This is a genomic window from Streptomyces sp. NPDC016562 (genome assembly GCF_043076955.1).
In the GTDB taxonomy this organism is placed as follows: domain Bacteria; phylum Actinomycetota; class Actinomycetes; order Streptomycetales; family Streptomycetaceae; genus Streptomyces.
In genome coordinates, this window is record NZ_JBIBRZ010000002.1 from 1,398,862 (window position 1) to 1,414,840 (window position 15,979).

At 73.1% G+C, this 15,979-nt stretch carries 22 protein-coding genes; 10 read left to right on the forward strand and 12 right to left on the reverse strand.

Annotation, left to right across the window (positions count from 1 at the left end; all coding sequences use genetic code 11):
* The first annotated feature begins 238 nt into the window (after positions 1–238).
* Positions 239–475 carry a hypothetical protein gene (locus ACF059_RS13940; protein WP_392055912.1) on the forward strand — a complete coding sequence of 79 codons (237 nt, stop codon included), beginning with the start codon at positions 239–241 and terminating at the stop codon, positions 473–475.
* Between the two features lie 17 nt (positions 476–492).
* Here the strand turns inward: ACF059_RS13940 and ACF059_RS13945 are convergent, their stop codons facing one another.
* Positions 493–816 carry a DUF3040 domain-containing protein gene (locus ACF059_RS13945; protein ID WP_392055915.1) on the reverse strand — a complete coding sequence of 108 codons (324 nt, stop codon included), beginning with the start codon at positions 814–816 and terminating at the stop codon, positions 493–495.
* A gap of 135 nt (positions 817–951) precedes the next feature.
* Positions 952–1,152 (reverse strand): hypothetical protein, encoded by a 201-nt coding sequence (locus ACF059_RS13950; RefSeq protein ID WP_392055918.1) that lies wholly within the window; start codon positions 1,150–1,152, stop codon positions 952–954.
* Positions 1,153–1,349: 197 nt separating this feature from the next.
* Between ACF059_RS13950 and ACF059_RS13955 the strand changes: the two genes are divergently transcribed.
* On the forward strand, positions 1,350–1,625 hold the full coding sequence (locus tag ACF059_RS13955) for an isoamylase early set domain-containing protein (protein WP_360903638.1): 276 nt from the start codon (positions 1,350–1,352) through the stop codon (positions 1,623–1,625).
* 12 nt (positions 1,626–1,637) lie between these two features.
* On the opposite strand, the gene ACF059_RS13960 is transcribed toward ACF059_RS13955, so the two are convergent.
* Both ACF059_RS13960 and ACF059_RS13965 read right to left on the reverse strand, forming a co-directional pair.
* Positions 1,638–2,993, reverse strand: a complete 1,356-nt coding sequence (locus ACF059_RS13960) for an FAD-binding protein (protein ID WP_392055921.1) — start codon at positions 2,991–2,993, stop codon at positions 1,638–1,640.
* A 147-nt stretch (positions 2,994–3,140) separates the two neighbouring features.
* Positions 3,141–3,572: a hypothetical protein gene (locus tag ACF059_RS13965; RefSeq protein ID WP_392055924.1), complete on the reverse strand. Its 432-nt coding sequence runs from the start codon at positions 3,570–3,572 to the stop codon at positions 3,141–3,143.
* A 241-nt stretch (positions 3,573–3,813) separates the two neighbouring features.
* Here ACF059_RS13965 and ACF059_RS13970 point away from each other — a divergent pair, with 241 nt between their 5' ends.
* Entirely contained in the window at positions 3,814–5,202 is a 1,389-nt protein-coding gene (locus ACF059_RS13970) for a hypothetical protein (RefSeq protein WP_392055926.1), read from the forward strand.
* Between the two features lie 12 nt (positions 5,203–5,214).
* Here the strand turns inward: ACF059_RS13970 and ACF059_RS13975 are convergent, their stop codons facing one another.
* Positions 5,215–6,051, reverse strand: coding sequence for a class I SAM-dependent methyltransferase (locus ACF059_RS13975; RefSeq protein ID WP_392056696.1), 837 nt, complete (start codon positions 6,049–6,051; stop codon positions 5,215–5,217).
* Between the two features lie 286 nt (positions 6,052–6,337).
* Here ACF059_RS13975 and ACF059_RS13980 point away from each other — a divergent pair, with 286 nt between their 5' ends.
* Positions 6,338–7,048 (forward strand): alpha/beta fold hydrolase, encoded by a 711-nt coding sequence (locus ACF059_RS13980; protein WP_392055929.1) that lies wholly within the window; start codon positions 6,338–6,340, stop codon positions 7,046–7,048.
* A gap of 40 nt (positions 7,049–7,088) precedes the next feature.
* Here the strand turns inward: ACF059_RS13980 and ACF059_RS13985 are convergent, their stop codons facing one another.
* Positions 7,089–7,889 carry an SDR family NAD(P)-dependent oxidoreductase gene (locus tag ACF059_RS13985; RefSeq protein ID WP_392055931.1) on the reverse strand — a complete coding sequence of 267 codons (801 nt, stop codon included), beginning with the start codon at positions 7,887–7,889 and terminating at the stop codon, positions 7,089–7,091.
* Positions 7,890–7,985: 96 nt separating this feature from the next.
* Positions 7,986–8,261, reverse strand: a complete 276-nt coding sequence (locus tag ACF059_RS13990) for an isoamylase early set domain-containing protein (RefSeq protein WP_366864629.1) — start codon at positions 8,259–8,261, stop codon at positions 7,986–7,988.
* A gap of 361 nt (positions 8,262–8,622) precedes the next feature.
* On the opposite strand from ACF059_RS13990, the gene ACF059_RS13995 reads away from it, so the two are divergent.
* Positions 8,623–9,303: an esterase/lipase family protein gene (locus ACF059_RS13995; RefSeq protein WP_392055934.1), complete on the forward strand. Its 681-nt coding sequence runs from the start codon at positions 8,623–8,625 to the stop codon at positions 9,301–9,303.
* Positions 9,304–9,448: 145 nt separating this feature from the next.
* Here ACF059_RS13995 and ACF059_RS14000 read toward each other — a convergent pair whose 3' ends face one another.
* From ACF059_RS14000 to ACF059_RS14015, 4 genes are all read right to left on the reverse strand, one after another.
* Positions 9,449–10,147, reverse strand: coding sequence for a UdgX family uracil-DNA binding protein (locus ACF059_RS14000; protein ID WP_392055936.1), 699 nt, complete (start codon positions 10,145–10,147; stop codon positions 9,449–9,451).
* A 44-nt stretch (positions 10,148–10,191) separates the two neighbouring features.
* The gene (locus ACF059_RS14005) at positions 10,192–10,830 is read right to left on the reverse strand and encodes an endonuclease (protein ID WP_392055939.1); all 639 of its coding nucleotides are present in this window, start codon (positions 10,828–10,830) and stop codon (positions 10,192–10,194) included.
* A 100-nt stretch (positions 10,831–10,930) separates the two neighbouring features.
* Positions 10,931–12,190, reverse strand: coding sequence for an aromatic acid exporter family protein (locus ACF059_RS14010; RefSeq protein ID WP_392055941.1), 1,260 nt, complete (start codon positions 12,188–12,190; stop codon positions 10,931–10,933).
* Between the two features lie 153 nt (positions 12,191–12,343).
* Positions 12,344–13,351, reverse strand: coding sequence for a glutathione S-transferase family protein (locus ACF059_RS14015; RefSeq protein WP_392055943.1), 1,008 nt, complete (start codon positions 13,349–13,351; stop codon positions 12,344–12,346).
* An 84-nt stretch (positions 13,352–13,435) separates the two neighbouring features.
* On the opposite strand from ACF059_RS14015, the gene ACF059_RS14020 reads away from it, so the two are divergent.
* The 4 genes from ACF059_RS14020 to ACF059_RS14035 all read left to right on the forward strand — a co-directional run bounded on the left by ACF059_RS14020 (position 13,436) and on the right by ACF059_RS14035 (position 15,210).
* Positions 13,436–13,639, forward strand: a complete 204-nt coding sequence (locus ACF059_RS14020; RefSeq protein WP_392055946.1) for a hypothetical protein — start codon at positions 13,436–13,438, stop codon at positions 13,637–13,639.
* A gap of 50 nt (positions 13,640–13,689) precedes the next feature.
* Complete coding sequence (locus ACF059_RS14025) at positions 13,690–14,304, forward strand: DUF2231 domain-containing protein (RefSeq protein WP_392055948.1); 615 nt, start codon at positions 13,690–13,692, stop codon at positions 14,302–14,304.
* A gap of 75 nt (positions 14,305–14,379) precedes the next feature.
* A complete protein-coding gene (locus tag ACF059_RS14030) occupies positions 14,380–14,667 on the forward strand; it encodes a hypothetical protein (protein WP_392055951.1) in 288 nt (95 codons plus the stop codon).
* A 147-nt stretch (positions 14,668–14,814) separates the two neighbouring features.
* Complete coding sequence (locus ACF059_RS14035) at positions 14,815–15,210, forward strand: ATP-binding protein (protein ID WP_392055954.1); 396 nt, start codon at positions 14,815–14,817, stop codon at positions 15,208–15,210.
* 7 nt (positions 15,211–15,217) lie between these two features.
* On the opposite strand, the gene ACF059_RS14040 is transcribed toward ACF059_RS14035, so the two are convergent.
* Positions 15,218–15,589, reverse strand: a complete 372-nt coding sequence (locus tag ACF059_RS14040) for a hypothetical protein (RefSeq protein WP_392055956.1) — start codon at positions 15,587–15,589, stop codon at positions 15,218–15,220.
* A gap of 122 nt (positions 15,590–15,711) precedes the next feature.
* On the opposite strand from ACF059_RS14040, the gene ACF059_RS14045 reads away from it, so the two are divergent.
* Complete coding sequence (locus ACF059_RS14045) at positions 15,712–15,969, forward strand: hypothetical protein (protein ID WP_392055959.1); 258 nt, start codon at positions 15,712–15,714, stop codon at positions 15,967–15,969.
* Positions 15,970–15,979: the final 10 nt, after the last annotated feature.

Below are 15,979 nucleotides of genomic sequence, written 5' to 3' on the forward strand. Positions count from 1 at the left end.
GTGGCAATCCGTCGTGGCAATTCCATCTGCCGGCTGTTTGCTCTCGGCGCTGTCCGCTGTCCGCTGTCCGCTGTCCGCTTTCCGCTTTCCGCTTCGGGCATGGGGACCGCGCCCGGCGTCCGTATGGTCGCGCACCGAGGACCACACCGCTACGGGAACACGCAGAACACCCCCGCATGGCAAGAAGCCAAAGTCCCGCGTTCGTGACACCCTGGCCATGAAATGGAGGCGGGTCGCCATGACGGAAAGCGCGAGTCCATACATCTCCGCGGCGCGGGTCACGGTACTCGGCGTGCAACCCGGCGACCCGCCGTTTCGCATCGTGGAAATCGACGGTGACGTCGTCAGCACGGCGACGTCCATGACGGACGTCATCCTGGCCGCGGCCGCATCCGGCATCACGATCCACGACCTGGACGACCCGGGCGAGGTCCGCTGGGTCGGCGGGGGGAAGTTCCACTGGAGGACGCACTGAGGGGGCGGGCCGCGGCCCTACCTCGGCCCGCTGCGGCCCCGACGGCACGCCATCAGGATCAGCCCGGTCGCGGTGGGCACCCACAGAGCGGCGAAGAGCCACAGCGCGGCCGCTGAGGCCGTCGCCGCAGCTCGTACGAAGAGCACCGCGCAGACGAGGGCGAGGAGCGACGTGCACAGGCCCAAACGGTGGGCGCGGGCGCTGCCGCGGGACCCCGTCCACGGTCTGAGTCCACGCTGCATGGTGCGCAGCCTGCGGTCGAGCCGTGCGTCGGCCCGCAGGTCGCCCTCGATGCCGTTGAGGATGGTGCGCTCCTGTGCGGAGAGCTCGGGGCCGTCCATGGCAGGTCCTCACGAGTGTGCGGCGTGCGCGGGGGCACGCTCCGGGCTGCGCGGTGCGTCTACCCGCTCCCGGGCCCTTCACACGGCGGCCCTGCAGGCCGGAACCCGCCGTGTGAACGGCGGGTTCCGCGCCGGTCAGAGCTCGTCGTCGAGCGCCTGCTCCTCGCCGCCGCCCTCGCGCCGCTTCTCGTCCTCCCGGCGCTGCCTGAGCTCCTCGGGACTCTTGCCGCGCGCGCCCTCCTTGCCCCGCGTGGGCGCAGCGGGGTCCTGGCCCGGGCGGTGCATCCGCTCCTGCTCCTCGCGGCCCTTGCCCGGTTCCTGGTGCTTCTCCTGCATGCCGACTCCTCTGGGGTGGTGGGGAGGTTTTCCTCCCTCACCACGCTGACACCCTCCGTGATGCCCCGCATCATTTGCGTGATCGGCCGGGGGCCGCCGCGGAGCCCACCGCGGGGAGCGGCTCGGGGTGCGGTCGGCGGGCGCGCCCCCGACGATGGGGGGCGTACCCATCCGCTGCAACCGTCAGGAGCCCGCCCATGCTGGAACGCACCCTGCGCAAGGACCGGACCGAGGTCACCTTCATCCTTCCCGCCGACACCCCGCCCGGTCCGGTCAGCGTGGTGGGTGACTTCAACGACTGGCAGCCCGGCGTCCACACCCTGAGGTCCCGCAAGGACGGCAAGCGCGCCGTCACGGTCGAGCTGCCGAGTGAGAGCACCCACTCCTTCCGCTACCTGGCCGCCGGGGACTACTGGTTCAACGACGAGAGCGCCGGTGACCGGGACGGCCCCAACAGCCGCCTGCACACCTGAGGTCCGCGCCCGTCAGAAGATGCGCTGCCCCGGCGTGAGGATGCCGTCGGGGTCGTAACGGCGCCGGGCGGCCATGAACTCGCCCCAGAAACCGCCGAAGTGACGCACCCAGTCGGCCCGGGTGAGGGGCACGGACCCGATCGGGTACCAGTGGCCACCGGCGTGGACCGTGGCGTCGTACTGCGTGCGGTTCGCGGCGACCATCTCCTCGGGGGAGTCCGCCCCGGGCGAAGCCGTCTTGAGGAGGGAGAAGAGATAGGCGAGTTCCTCGTCCGGCATGACCGGAAGCGGGGTCGCGCACTTCTCGGTGAGGACGGGGTACAGCAGGATGACCGCACTCGCCCCGAGGGACCGGGACTTGAGGCTCGCGAGCGTCGTGGTGACGACGGCGTCGACCGAGGATGCGGGGAGCAGGCTGTCGTACCAGGGGTGGGGCCGCTGCCACTCGCCGATGGACTTCAGCGTCTCCACCAGCGGGGCGATCCGGTCGAGGAACTCGAAGTAGGGCAGGTCCTGGGCCTGGACCGCGAGGTGTTCCAGATCGCCGGTGAGCCGGGCGTCGTCGGCGCGCGTCGCGTCGTAGGCGGCGGCCTCGATCACGTAGGTCCAGCCTTCGCCGGAAGGCGACTGGACCTGGCCGACGAGGTAGTCGAAGCGTCCCTCGCCGATCAGCTCGGCCTGCTGCGCGGTGAGCGCCTCGACGCTCGGGCAGGTCAGCGTGTAGAGCCGTACGGAGCGGGGCGCCCGGACCAGGGGGATCGTGGCGCGGGTGATGAGCCCGCACTGCCCCAGACCGCCGAGGACCGCCCGGAACAGGTCGGGGCGCACGGTGGGTGAACAGGTCGTCAGCTCGCCCTCGCCGGTGACGACCTGGAGTTCGAGCACGTTGTCGGCCTGGGTCCCGTAGCGGCCGATCTGCCCGCCGAGGCCTCCGGCCGACAGCGTCCCGCCTATGGACAGCTCCAGGTAGTCGGTGAAGACGGGCGGGGTGAGGCCCACGGCCAGGGTGGCCCGGACCAGGGCGCTCCACACCGCGCCGCTCTGGACGACCGCGGTGTCGTCGCGGATCTCGATGGAGTTCAGGGTGCTGAGGTCGATGACCAGCCCGGAGGGCACCTGGGCCTGCCCGTGGGTGGAGTGCCCCTGGCCCCGCGCGGCCACGTGCAGGCCGCGCTCGCGGCAGTAGCGGACCATCGCGGCGACGTCCTCGGCCGACCCGGGCTTGAGGACCGCCGCGGGCCGCCGGTGGACGAGGCCGCCGAAGTCGGTGGACGCCGCGTCGAGAGCGGCCTCGTCCCGGCACAGTTCTCCGTCCAGGGGCGGGACCGCGTCGAAGGCACCGGCGGCAGGGTGGTGGGGTAACGTCACGCTCGCTCCAGGCGGCTCGGGTACGCGGGAACGCCCCGCAGGGCGCACGGCCGCTGCGGGACGGGCCCATTCCCGCTCAGTGTGGTCGTCACCCCGTCAGAAGGTCCACCGGAACGGCACTTTGCGCTGAGAGCCGAGCTCCGGCGGTCAGGCCGGGGCGAGGAGACCCTCCGGTGCGTCGTCGAGGACGAAGCCGTTGTCGAGACGCACGCGGACCGTCACGCGCAGCCTTCGACCCTGGTAGGCGACCCATGCGGGCTCCAGCGCGAGGACCTGCTCCGCGAGCTGCTTGCGGGTGCCTGGCGGCATCTGGTGGCCGAAGTCGTCCAGGAGCGACTTGAGCCGTACGTACTCGCGGACCTCCTGGCTCTGCTGCTGATACGGCGCGTTCACCCGCTCGACGGTGCCCTCGGTGCCCGAGGCCAGGGACAGGGACAGGGGCGGGGACCCGGGCACGGCGTCAGCCGCCGCCCCGCCGTCCGTACGGCCGTCCGTCCCGCCGTCCCAAGCCGGAGCGAGCGACCCGTCCAGTCTGAGGTCCGCCGCCAGCTTCACCCGCTGGCCTTCTTCGAGTGTCATCGATCCTTCGTCTCTCCGGTCGGCCGGGCCAGGGCCGTGCACGCGCACGGCGGCACCCGGGGTCGGTGCCATTATCCGGCGGTCCCCTTCGTCCGTTCGCGCGTCCCGGTGCTCCGTCCGGGCTGTCCGCCCGCGCGTACGCAGCGGGCGCGAGAGCCGACGGCCCCCGCGCGTGGTCGGCTGGGCGCGGTGGGCCGCATCCCCTGCCGGCCGGCCGTACCCCTGACAGAGGAGTCCTTCGATGTCTCGTCGGCATGTCCCGGCCGTCCTCGGCCTGGTGGCGGGCGCAGTCGTGGCCGTCCCCGCCCCGGCCGCCCACGCCACCACGGTGCAGGTGCGCTGCTCCGTCCCGGATCTCGTCGCGGCGATCAACACCGCGAACCGTTCACCGGGCCCCGACACGCTCCGGCTGGCGCGCTCCTGTACGTACGCACTGACGGCGCCCGACCCGCTGCACCCCGGCAACGGGCTGCCCGTGATCTCCAGTGAGATCAGGATCGAGGGGCGCGGGGCCACCATCAGGCGGGACGGGGGCGAGAGCGCGGCGGCGAAGTTCCGGATCCTGTTCGTCGGCCCGACGGGCAACCTCACGCTCACCCGCACGACGATCAGCGGCGGTTTCGCGACGGACTGCCCCGCCTTTCCCGACCTGCGGGGGCTGGCCTGCGGCGGCGGCATCTCCAACGCCGGAAAGATGACGGTGAGCCGCAGCAAGTTCACCGGCAACACCGCCGCGTCGCAGGTCTTCGCCCAGGGCGGCGCCCTCGACAACCCCGGCACCGGCAAGGTGAGCGACACCGAGATCACCGGGAACCACGTCGTCTACAGCGGCAGCGAGACCGGCGGCGGAGCCGCGGGCGCCGCCATCGCCAACGACGGTCCGCTGACGGTGACCCGCTCGCGGCTCACGGGAAACACCGCGACGGTGACGGAGAACACGAAGAGCTTCGCCTTCGGGGCCGGCATCATCAGCTTCGCCGCGACCACCGTCAAGGACACGGTCATCAGCAAGAACCGGTCCTTCGCCCCGGGCGGCTTCGCACGGGGCGCCGTCTCCAACAGCATTCCGCGGCCCGGCAGGCTGACGGTGACCGGCGGCACCATCGCGGACAACGTCTCCGACGCTCCGCGCGGCTTCGCCCAGGGCGGGGGCATCGCGAACAACGCCCTGATGACCGTGAGGAAGGTGGAGATCAGCCGCAACCGGGCGGTCGCCAAGGGCGGCACCGCGCGCGGTGGAGGCGTACGCGTCGGCCCCTTCGGCAACCTCGACCTGACGGACAGCCAGATCACCGGCAACGCCGCCGCCGCACCGAACGGGACGGCCCAGGGCGGCGGTCTCGACAACCCCGACGGCGGCGCCCTGACGGCCAAGCGCAACAAGGTCGTCCACAACACGGTCACAGCGCGGGGCGGCACCGCGCAGGGCGGCGGCATCTACCACGCCGGGGGTCCCTCGGGAGCGGGCACCACCACCCTGGAGGGGAACACCATCGCCCACAACCGGGCGGCCGACGGCGGCGGCATCTTCAAGACGTCCGGCGTCCTCACCCTCAAGGGCGACGTCATCCGCGACCACCGGCCCGACAACTGCGCTCCGGCCGGCGCCGTCCCGGGATGCACCGGCTGACCCCGTCCGGCCTCACCCACCGGGCCGACGGCCCCAGGCCGTCAGCATCCCCGGGGACAGCGCCGCGCAGTCGGCAGAGTCGAGGTACCGGATCGCCGCGTCGACGTCCCCGTCGTCCACGAGCCCGGTCGCGGTCATCGACTCCCGGGCGCGGTTCCACGTCTGCGCCCAGAAACGGCTGATGGGGCTGCCGGGTACGAGGGGCGGAACGTGAATCTCCGCGGCCACGGAGGTCAGCCCCAGAGCGCGCAGCACCTGCGGGTAGCGCGGCGTGCCGGAGACGTCGGTGCCGATGGTGTCGTGCAGGCCCTGCCACATGGCCTGCACGGCCCGCGTGTACGGGCTCACGGGTGCGAGGTCGGTGGTCAGGTCGACCGCGTCGCTGAGCACCAGCGTGCCGCCGGGGACGAGCAGTTCGGCGAGGCGCGCGATCAGCTCGCGGCGGGCAGGCAGGTGCATCAGCACGAAACGGGCGTGGACCAGGTGGAACCGCCCGGGGGCGAACCCGGGCGCGCCGACGTCCGTCTCCAGGACGTCGAGTCCGGGCTGCGGACGGGCGGCGAGGAAGCGGACGTCACGGTCCACGGCCAGCACCCTCGTGACGCCGAGCTCCCCGAGCAGCCGGCGGGCCACGCTGCCCGTGCCCGCTCCCACGTCCAGGCAGCTCCATCCGGGCCCCGCGCCGAGCTCGCGCAGCCGGGCGATCGAGAGGTCGTCGTAGGCGAGCGCGCCGAGGTCGATGCGCGCGTCCTCGCCCGCCCGATCGGGCGGGAACACCGTGGTGCCGTACTCGCCGGGCGCGCCGTACTCGCCGGACGCGCGGGCGTGCCGGGGTTCTTCACCGCCGATCGGAACAGGTGGGTACACCGGTCGCCACCGCCTCGGGGGGATCGCTGTGCGCAGGGGCCCCGCGTGGTCCAGTATCGGCCACCCTGCGCGATGTGCCAGGCGGCATGCGGCGCCGACCCCGCCGTGACACGCTGGGCACAGGCCTCGGGAGGGACGTCCGCGGCGAACGGAGCGTGCGGTGAGCGGTCCGGCCCATTCCCCTGGACGACACGCCGTCACAGAAGGGCACCTCGTCCATCGCGGGGCTCGCCTGGTCTTCGAAGACGCCGGTGCGGGTCCGCTGGCCGTGTACGCCCACGGCGGCTTCGTCAGCCGGGCCGTCGAGGACCGCATGGGCCTCTTCGACTGGGCGCCGGTCCTGGACGCGGGCCGACGACTGGTCCGCTACGACGCCCGGGCGCACGGCGGCTCCAGCGGCGGGCCCTCACCCGCCGACTACACCTACCCCTGCCTCGCCGACGACCTGCTGGCCCTGCTCACCCATCTGGGTGGCGACCGGCCCGTCGACGGCATGGGGGCCTCGATGGGGTGCGCCACCGTGCTGCACGCGGCGCTGCGGGAGCCCGAGCGGTTCTCCCGGCTGGTGCTGCTCATTCCGCCGACGGCGTGGACGACGCGCGAGGCGTACGCCCGGGCCAACCGGCGCTCCGCCGACACGATCGAGCGGGACGGGCTGGACGCCTGGCTCGCCGGCCGGAGCGAGACGCCCCCCGCGGTGGTGGCAGACGTGCCCCAGTTCCCGCCCACGCCCGCGGAGCACGTGCTGCCGGCCGTCCTGCGCGGCCTGGCGCAGTCCGACCTGCCGCCGCCCGCCGAGCTCGCGGGCCTTCACCGGTCGGCGCTGATCCTGGCCTGGGTGGACGACCCCGGTCACCCCCTGTCCACCGCGCGGACGCTGGCCGACGCACTGCCCCGGGCGCGGCTGCACGTATCGGCGACGCGCGCGGACATCCGCACCTGGGGCCAACGCGCCGCGCAGTTCCTCACCGCCTCGTAGTGACCGCCTCGCAGCGGGAGGGGAGGAGGCCGGCAGCCGCTCAGAGATGGCTCCTGCTGCCGCCCGGTTCGGCCAGCCGACGGTGCACGGCCGCCTTCGCGCGGCTGGGCAGGGCGTGCCCGGCCAGCTCCTGGGCGCGGGTGTGCAGCGAGCCCGCCACCACCTGCGCGCGGCCGTCGGCCAGGGCCTCGTACGCCTGCCGGGCCACCAGGGCGGGATCGTCCTTCCTGGAGCGGCCGAGCCGGGTGTTGAGCAGTCCCGCCCGGACGAAGAAGCGGGTGTCCGTGGGCCCGGGCATCAGCACGGTGACCGTGACGCCAGTGCCGCGCAGCTCATCGCGCAGGGCCAGGCCGAAGGACCGCAGGAAGGCCTTGGAGGCGTTGTACACCGCGTGGTACGGCCCCGGGATCCGCGCCGCGACCGAGGAGGTGATCAGGAGGCGCCCCGCGCCCTGCGCCGTCAGGTCCTCCAGCAGGCACCGCGACAGGTGGACCGTCGAACTGATGTTGAGATCGATCACGCGGGTCAGATCGGCGAGGTCGGTCTCCAGGAACGCTCCGCCGTGGCCGATCCCGGCATTGAGCATCACGGTGCTCGGGGGCCGCCGTAGCGCCCGCACCTCCCGGACCAGGCTCTCCACCCCCGCGCGGGTGGCGAGGTCCGTGCGCACCGCCCGTACCTCTTGGGCGTGCGCGTCCAAACGGGCGGCCGCTGCGTGGATCGCCTGCTCTTCGGCGGCGATGAGCAGGTCGTGGCCGTGGTCGGCCGCCTCCCGGGCCAGCTCGTAGCCGATCCCGCTGGAGGCGCCGGTCACGACAGCCAACGGACGGGGCGCGTTCATATACGGCGCCTACCCGCGCCGGGAGCGCCCACACGCGGTGTGTCGCCCCCGGACGGGTGGTGGCCGGGGTGGCCAGGACGCGGGGTCCGGCCGGTTTCAGGTGTGGAGGCGGCTGTTCACGCCGTCGTGCTCGTCGGCGTGCTCGTCGTCGAACCAGTAGTCACCGGCCGCGAGGTAGCGGAAGGCGTGCGTCTTGCGCCCGGGCAGCTCGACGGTCACGGCCCGCTGGCCGTCCTTGCGGGCCGTCAGGACGTGGACCCCCGGCTGCCAGTCGTTGAAGTCGCCGACGACGCTGACCGGACCGGGAGGCGTTTCCGCCGGGAGCACGAAGGTGACCTCGGTGCCGTTCTTGCGCTGCTTGCGTTCGAGCAAGGTGGAACTCCTGTCGGGAGGAACGCGGTCGCGGGGGGCCGACGCCCATATGACGTGAACGAGCGCGTCCACTGTGACACCGGGGAGTCGGCCCGGGTGGCGGGGGCACGATGTCGGCGTTCCGGGTCGCCGCGGTTTCACCCGTACGCCACCTCTTGGGTTCACGCAGGCTGCGGGCCGCCGCACGGTCGGGAACACGGGGCGGTTGGGCCGGACGGCCCTCACAAACGCTACGGCGTGGAGCGAAACTGCACGTCATAGGCCGCTATCGATTCCTGCAAGACCATTGACCAGACGGGCCTACTGAGAAGTAACCTCCTCGCGCGCCTCCCCCCACTGAGCCGATCACCCGAGGTACGCCTTGAAGAAGTACGTGCTCGCCGCCCTCGTGAGCTCCCTGCTCGCGCTCACGTCCGCGGCTCCGGTTCACGCCGCCGGTACATCCGCTTTCGGACCGTCCAGCAACCCCATCCTCTTCGTCCACGGATACAGTTCGTCCGGCTCCTACTGGAACACCATGGCCGACGACTTCCGAGCCGACGGCTGGCCGTCATCCCACCTGGACCAGTGGAGCTACGACTGGCAACAGTCCAACGCCACCACAGCCCGGCAACTGGCCGCCGAAGTCGACCGCCTGCTCGCGGCCACCGGCGCGTCCAAGGTCGACATCGTCACCCACTCCATGGGCGGGCTGTCCAGCCGCTACTACGCCAAGAACCTGGGCGGCAGCGGAAAGATCGACGCCTGGGTCTCGCTGGCCGGCCCCAACCACGGCACCGACTGGGCCAACGGATGCGCCTACACCTCCTGCCTTGAGATGCGCATCGGGTCCACCTTCCTCACGTCGCTGAACGCCGGCGACGAGACCCCGGGTACCCCGCGCTACGGCACGTGGTGGTCGCCCTGCGACACGATCATCAACCCGGACAGCAGTGTCCCCCTGAGCGGCGCGAAGAACACCCAGACCGCCTGCCTCAGTCACATCGCCATCGGTTCCGATCCGGCCGTCTACGGGCAGGTGCGCGACTTCGTCAACAGCTGAGGCACCCCTCGTCACCGGACACACCGGACACACCGGGCGTCCTCGCGTCGCTCCGTCACGCCGTCACGGGACGAAACACCTGGCCAGTGGGCGCGGCCCCATCAGGGCCGCGCCCTTCGCGGGTGACCCCCGGCAGGGCTCCGGTTCACTCCAGCGCGGTGGCGGCCACGGACAGGTCCGCCACCAGACCCGCGAAGGCGGACTCCCGGTGGTCCGCCCGCAGGACGGCCGACGGATGCACCGTCGCCAGCAACTGCCCGTGCCCCGCGTCCTGATCGCCGCCGCCCAGCGCGGGCATCGGCAGCAGGACGCCCCGGCGCTCACCCACGCGGAACGAGGAGCCGAGCAGCGCCTTGCCCGCCGTACCCCCCAGCACCACGAGCACCTCCGGGTCGACCAGCCGCAGTTCCGCCGCGAGCCACGGCCGGCAGGCCGTCATCTCGCGCAGGCTCGGCGCCTTGTGGATACGGCGCTTGCCGCGCGGGGCCATCGTGAACTTGAAGTGCTTGACCGCGTTGGTCACGTACGGGTCCTCGTCCCCGAGGCCCGCCTCGTCGAGGGCCCTGCGCAGCAACTGCCCGGCCGGGCCCACGAACGGCTCGCCCTGCCGGTCCTCCTGGTCGCCCGGCTGCTCGCCCACCAGCATCAGCCGCGCGGGCGCGGGCCCCCTGCCGAAGACCGTCTGGGTCGCGTCCTGGAACAGCGGGCAGCCCCGGCAGCCGGCGGCCGCCCGCCGCAGGACCGGCAAGCCGCCCCGCGGCGGCAGATAGGGGCTCGCGTCGTACTGCCGGCCGTCGGCCGCGGCCGGGTCGGCGCCCGTGCCGGGCCTCGTGCTCACGCTCATCGCCACCACCTCCGTTCCCGCCGCGTCGGCGGATCGCGGCCGGGTCATGCGGCGCGCAGACGGTCGGCCGCGTCCGGGCTCAGACTCACCCGTACCAGGCCGTCCGCGAGCCGGGTGAAATCGTGCGGCGGGACGAGCCCGGCGAGGGCCTTCGGCGTGCGGGGCAGACCGACACCGGACGCCGCCTCGCGGACGCGCGCGTCGACGAAGGGGCGCAGCTCCGGCCAGACCGCCTGGGTTTCGCGGCAGAAGACGTCGGCGCCGGTGGGGCCGATCCTCGGCACCTCCTGCACCAGCTCCCGCACGCGGGCGCGGTCGCCGCCGGCCTCCTCCCGGAGCGCGCGGAGGTCACCGTGCCAGCGGTCGAGCAGCAGCCGCGCCCCGTCGCCCAGCGCGGTGGCCGTGCTCTCGTCGTACCTGCGGTAGTGCGCGCGCCCGAGCGCGTCCACCCGGTCCTGCCAGCCGGAGCCCGCCATCGCGCGCGGGGTGCGCAGCCCGGCCGCGAACAGCTCCCGGGCCGCCGCGACGGCCGTCGTCGCACGGATCGGCGCCGACAGCAGGACGCACAGCACCAGGACCTGGTAGAGCGGAGCCGGAGTGTTCCGCGGGCGGATGCCGGCCTCGTGCGCGTACGTCTCGCCGTACTCGCGCACGATCCGGCGGGCCATCGTCGTCGCGTTCATCGGCGCGTCCTCGCTGAGCCAGCGGCCGGTACGGGGCCGGCCTCCTCCCTGCCGTCAGCGCCTGCCCAGGCTTCCCGCGGACCAATCGCTCGGCCGGAGGCTACTTCGCCGCCGCGCCCTCGTCCCGGTCACGGCCCCGGTCACGGTCCCGGCCTCGCCCGCGCAGACGCCCGCGCAGACGCCCGCGCAGGCGCTCAAGGCGGCCCGCGCGCCGGGTGCGGGTGTGGTGGTCCAGTTCCTCCAGCAGGCGCTGCGAGCGCTTGTCCACGCCCAGTTCGTCGAGGACCCGGTCGATCTCGGCGAGCAGCGCGCCGTGCAGCTGCCAGTGCACCGGATCCTCGCGGGCGTCGGTCAGCAGCAGCCGCGCGAGCCGGTCGCGGTGTGTCCGGGCCACCGCCAGCTCCGCGGTCAGCAGCGCCTCCGCGTCCTCGGCGTTCGCGCTGACCTGCGCGGTGATCAGCTGGGCGAAGCTCTCCACGGCGACGGCGGTGTGACGCAGCACCTGCTGCAACGCGTCCGCGGTGTCGGCCCCGAAGAGCGGACCGTCGGGCCGGGCCCTGGCCAGGTCGGTGAGCGTACGGCAGGCCACGCGGAGCACCACCGCGCAGATCTCCAGGGTGTCCAGTCCCGTGCGCAGGACCAGCCGGAAGAGCAGGCCCTCCTTGACGCGCGGATTGAGCCGCAGGCTGTCCTCGGCCTGCCGCAGGGCGGCATCGACCTGCGCGACGTCGTTGTCGAGGCGGCGGGCCTCGTGGAGCCGGGCCGCGGCCTGTTCGACCTTGGCCGGTCCGAGGGGTTCCTCGCCGAGGTGGTCGAGCAACCGGCTCATCCGGGCGGCGAGGTCGGTGATCGCGGCCCCGGCGGGGCCGACCCAGAGGGGCGGCGCCAGGAGTAGGTTGACCAGCAGACCGACCGCCGCGCCGATCAGCGTCTCCAGGACCCGGTCCCATGCCGTGTCCGCGACCTGGGTGACACCCAGGACGAGCATGGCGCTGATCGCGACCTCGGGGACGAACTCGTCGACGCGGACCAGGTGTCCCACCACGAGGGAGGCCAGGATGAGCAGGCCCAGGCTCCACCAGGTCAGACCCACCAGCACGCTGAAGCCGATCGCGATCAGGACGCCGACGACCACCGAGTTCACCCGCCGGATGCTGGTGGTCAGGGTCGAGTAGAGGGTCACCTGGACGACGAGCAGGGCGGTCAGTGGCGCGGTCAGCGGATTTGGCTCGCTGCTCAGGCGGAGCGCGACCACATAGCTGACGACGGCCGCCGCGGTGGAGCGCAGGGCCTGGACGGCCACGGGCTCGCGGCGCCGCCGGGCGACACGGGTGGCGAAGCTGCTGATCATTTCAGGCATACCCGTGTGCCTTCCCGCGTCGGCCCCGAATGACGCGTTACAGACGTTTAGTCCTACGTCACTGCATCACGACGGGCTCATTCGGCGGTGCGGCGGTGCGGCGGTTCGGTGGTCCGGGCGCGGGGGCCAGCCCTCGATCCCCTCGCCCCCGACTCAGGCCGACGCGGTGTGCCCGGCCGGTACCTCCTCGCCCGGGGCCACCGGCCCGGGCGGGGTGCCGTCGCCGAAGGGCCGTCCCCCGAACGCCGCGCGGTGGTGCGGTTCCAGCCACCCCGACAGGTCCGGGCCCTGCGGCACGATGCCGGTGGGATTGATGTCGTCGTGCACCAGGTAGTAGTGCCGCTTGATGTGGTCGAAGTCGACGGTGTCGCCGAAACCGGGTGTCTGGAACAGGTCCCGCGCGTACGCCCACAGGACCGGCATCTCGCTCAGCTTGCGCCGGTTGCACTTGAAGTGGCCGTGGTAGACGGCGTCGAAGCGCACGAGGGTGGTGAACAGGCGTACGTCGGCCTCGGTGATCGTGTCGCCGACGAGGTACCGCGATCCCCCCAGCCGGTGCGACAGCCAGTCCAGCCGGGCGAAGAGGCGCTCGTAGGCCGAGGCGTACGCCTCCTGGGATCCCGCGAACCCGGCCCGGTAGACACCGTTGTTCACGTCCTCGTAGACCAGGCTGTTGACCGCGTCGATCTCCGGCCGCAGAGCGGCCGGGTAGAGGTCGGGCGCCCCGGGCCGGTGGTGGGCCTTCCACTCCAGCGACAGGTCGATGGTCATCTGCGGGAAGTCGTTGGTCACCACCTGCCCCGTCGCTACGTCCACGATCGCGGGCACCGTGATGCCGCGGTCGTAGTCGGGGTCGCGGGCGAGGTACGCGTCGCGCAGCCGCTCGATGCCGAGGACGGGATCGCGGCCGCCGGGGTCGAGGTGGAAGGACCAGCTGCGCTCGTCGTGCTCCGGCCCCGCGACGGCCATGCCGAGCGCCGACTCCAGCCCCAGGAGCCTGCGTACGATCACCGCCCGGCTCGCCCACGGACAGGCGCGGCTGACCACCAGCCGGTAGCGGCCCGCCTCGACGGGGAAGCCGTCCCGGCCGTCCGCCGTGATGCGCGTGGTGATGTACCGGCTGTCGCGCGAGTAATCCTTGCCGCGGGTCACATAGCTCACGCCCTCGCGGCTACCCGCAAACCCCGGCGCCAAGCGGCGGGCTCCCTCAGGGACGCGGCGGGCCGGACGTGCGATGCTCAAGGCATGAGCAACCAGAACCGGCAGCCCCGTACCACCGTCCGTGCCGAAGCCCCTGGTGAGCCCGCCGAGGGGCGTGAGGAGCACGTGCCCGCGCACCCCGGGCCCGACCCGGTTCACCCCGAAGCCAGCCGGCCGGTCCCCGGGAAGAGTCCGGAGGAACTCAGGAAGCGCCAGGAAGAGCAGATGCACCACGGCGACGAGCACTGACAAGGGCGCGCCGCGCGGGTCCGCGGCGGGAAGCCGGGTAGGCGCGGAACATGAACACGCACACCTTCGACGGATTCGACACCTACGACACCTTCGGCACGTTCGACGGGTCGACGGATCCGGGGCACTCCTCAGCGCTCGACAAGGCGTCGGAGTCGTGGCTCATCGCCGTGGCCGCCCTCGAGGGGACGACTGCCCTGGACCCGGTGATCCGCGTGCTCCAGCGCGGCATCCACGCGCTCCCGCTCGGCGGCGTCCGCGATCTGCTGCGCGGCGAGCCGCTGGGCCATCCCGCCCATCCCGTCCTGGTCCAGGTACCGATCGGCTGCTGGCTTTCGGCCGGGATCGTGGACGCGGTCCCCGGAGCGCAGCGGGCGGCCACCGTCCTCACGGCCGTCGGCCTCGCCGGCGCCGCTCCGGCGGCGGTCACCGGCTGGGTGGACTGGGCGGACCTGCCGGCGCGACAGGCCCGGGTCGGTGTCCTCCACGCCGTGACGAACCTGGCCGCGGTCGGCTGCTACACGGCCTCGCTCGTCGCCCGGCTCCGGGGCCAAGGGCTGAAGGGCCGCCTGTGGTCACTGGCCGGGCTGACCGCCGTCTCGGCGAGCGGCGCACTGGGCGGTCACATGGCGTACCGCAGGTACCAGGACAGCGACCAGCCGTAAGTTGCGGCGCGACGGGGCACTGTTCGACCGGGTACGCGGCGTGCTCGACGCGGACGTCGACGTGGCCGGTGCGACATGGGCCGTCTGGAGTTCATGGACGTCAGCGGACTGCACCACCTCCTCGACTTCGCGCGCGCGGCGAACGCGCGGGGCGCGGCCTTCCTTAGCTGGCGGTGGCAGGGCCAGCCGGCGCGGCTGCTGACCCTGATCGACGGCCCCGGGCGGTTCGTCACGGCGGCGGGCGCCGAGCGGGCGACGGTGGCCGCGCTGCTCCGTCGCGACGCGCAGGCGCGGGCGAGCGCGGCGCGCCACTGCGGCATCGACACCCTGCGGGCCCAGCAGCTCGCTGCGGCGGCGAGCTGAGCGGAGGGGTGCCGGGAGGAGGCGTGCCGTGCGCGTCCGGCCGGGATCGCGGGCCGGGGAGACATGAGAGCGCGCGGGCAGGGCAGGCGCATGGACGGGCCCAGGAAGCCGACGCCGCAGCACAGGGGAGCGAGGATGACCTTCCACGTGCGACAGCACCGAGACCTGCACGGGACCAGCGCCGCCGCCACGGCACGCGACCTGACCCGCCACTTCTTCGACGAAGCCTGGCGGGGCGGCTGTTCCGTGCCGCCGGAGACCAGGGACACCACCCTGCTCCTCGTCAGCGAACTCGTCACCAACGCCGTCCGGCACACGGCCGACGGCTGCGTCCTGGACCTCGAACTGGCGGCCAACGGGGTCGACGTCGACGTCACCGACTACAGCAGCGCCGAGCCGCGGCGCAGGACGCCGGACCTCCAGGAGGGGGGTGGGGGCTGGGGCTGGGGACTGGTCAACCAGCTGGGCCGCGACGTCCAGATCCGCCACCGGCCCACCGGGAAGACCATCCACCTCCGCGTCCCGTTGGCCCCGATGAGCTGACCAGGCCTTACGCGTCCTCGTCGTAGGCCCCCCTCTCGACCTCCAGCGCCAGCTCCTGGAGGACCTCGATCGAGGAGACGTCCGTCCGGCCCTCGTCGTGCGCCATCGCCAGACTGGTGAACGCCAGACTGAAGCCGGAGACCATCGTGTGCAGGGCCGGGCCGAGCGCCTCGGCGACCAGGGCCGCCACCTCCTGCGGGGTCGCGTCGGCCGGCACGCTGATCGACGGCAGCATTTCGTTCAGGAGCTGGGTGGCCACCCCGGCCGTCTCCGCGGAACCGTCCTCGTCGTCGTCCCGGCCGGCTTCGGTCGCCCGGCGGATGTCCTGGGCCTCGGTGAGGATGCCGATCACTCGTTTGAGCACCTCTGCGCGTTCCATCTTCCGGAGCGTAGCCCGCGACGTCCCGCCGGGCTCCACACACCGGCCGGTCCCCTCCGGTTTCCGCCGAAGGCGGACGGGCAGCCGCCTAGGAGAACTCGACCGACGACGAGGAGGCAGCCATGGACGAGCAGGGTGGCGCCGGAGGCATCCCCCCGCACGTGGGGCACGAGGAACACGACGCGGGACACGACACCCGGAAGGGCGAGCCGCACACCACGCGGTCCGGAAAGGAGACCCGCCCCGAAAAGGAGCGGACGGCCGCGGCCGACACGGATGAGGCGAGCCGCCTCGACCGGCCCAAGCCCGGGCCCGGCATGGGGCGCGGTCAGGGGGTGAGCCCACGGGACGGGCACAAGCAGGGCGAGGACGACAGGTGAGGCAGGGGCC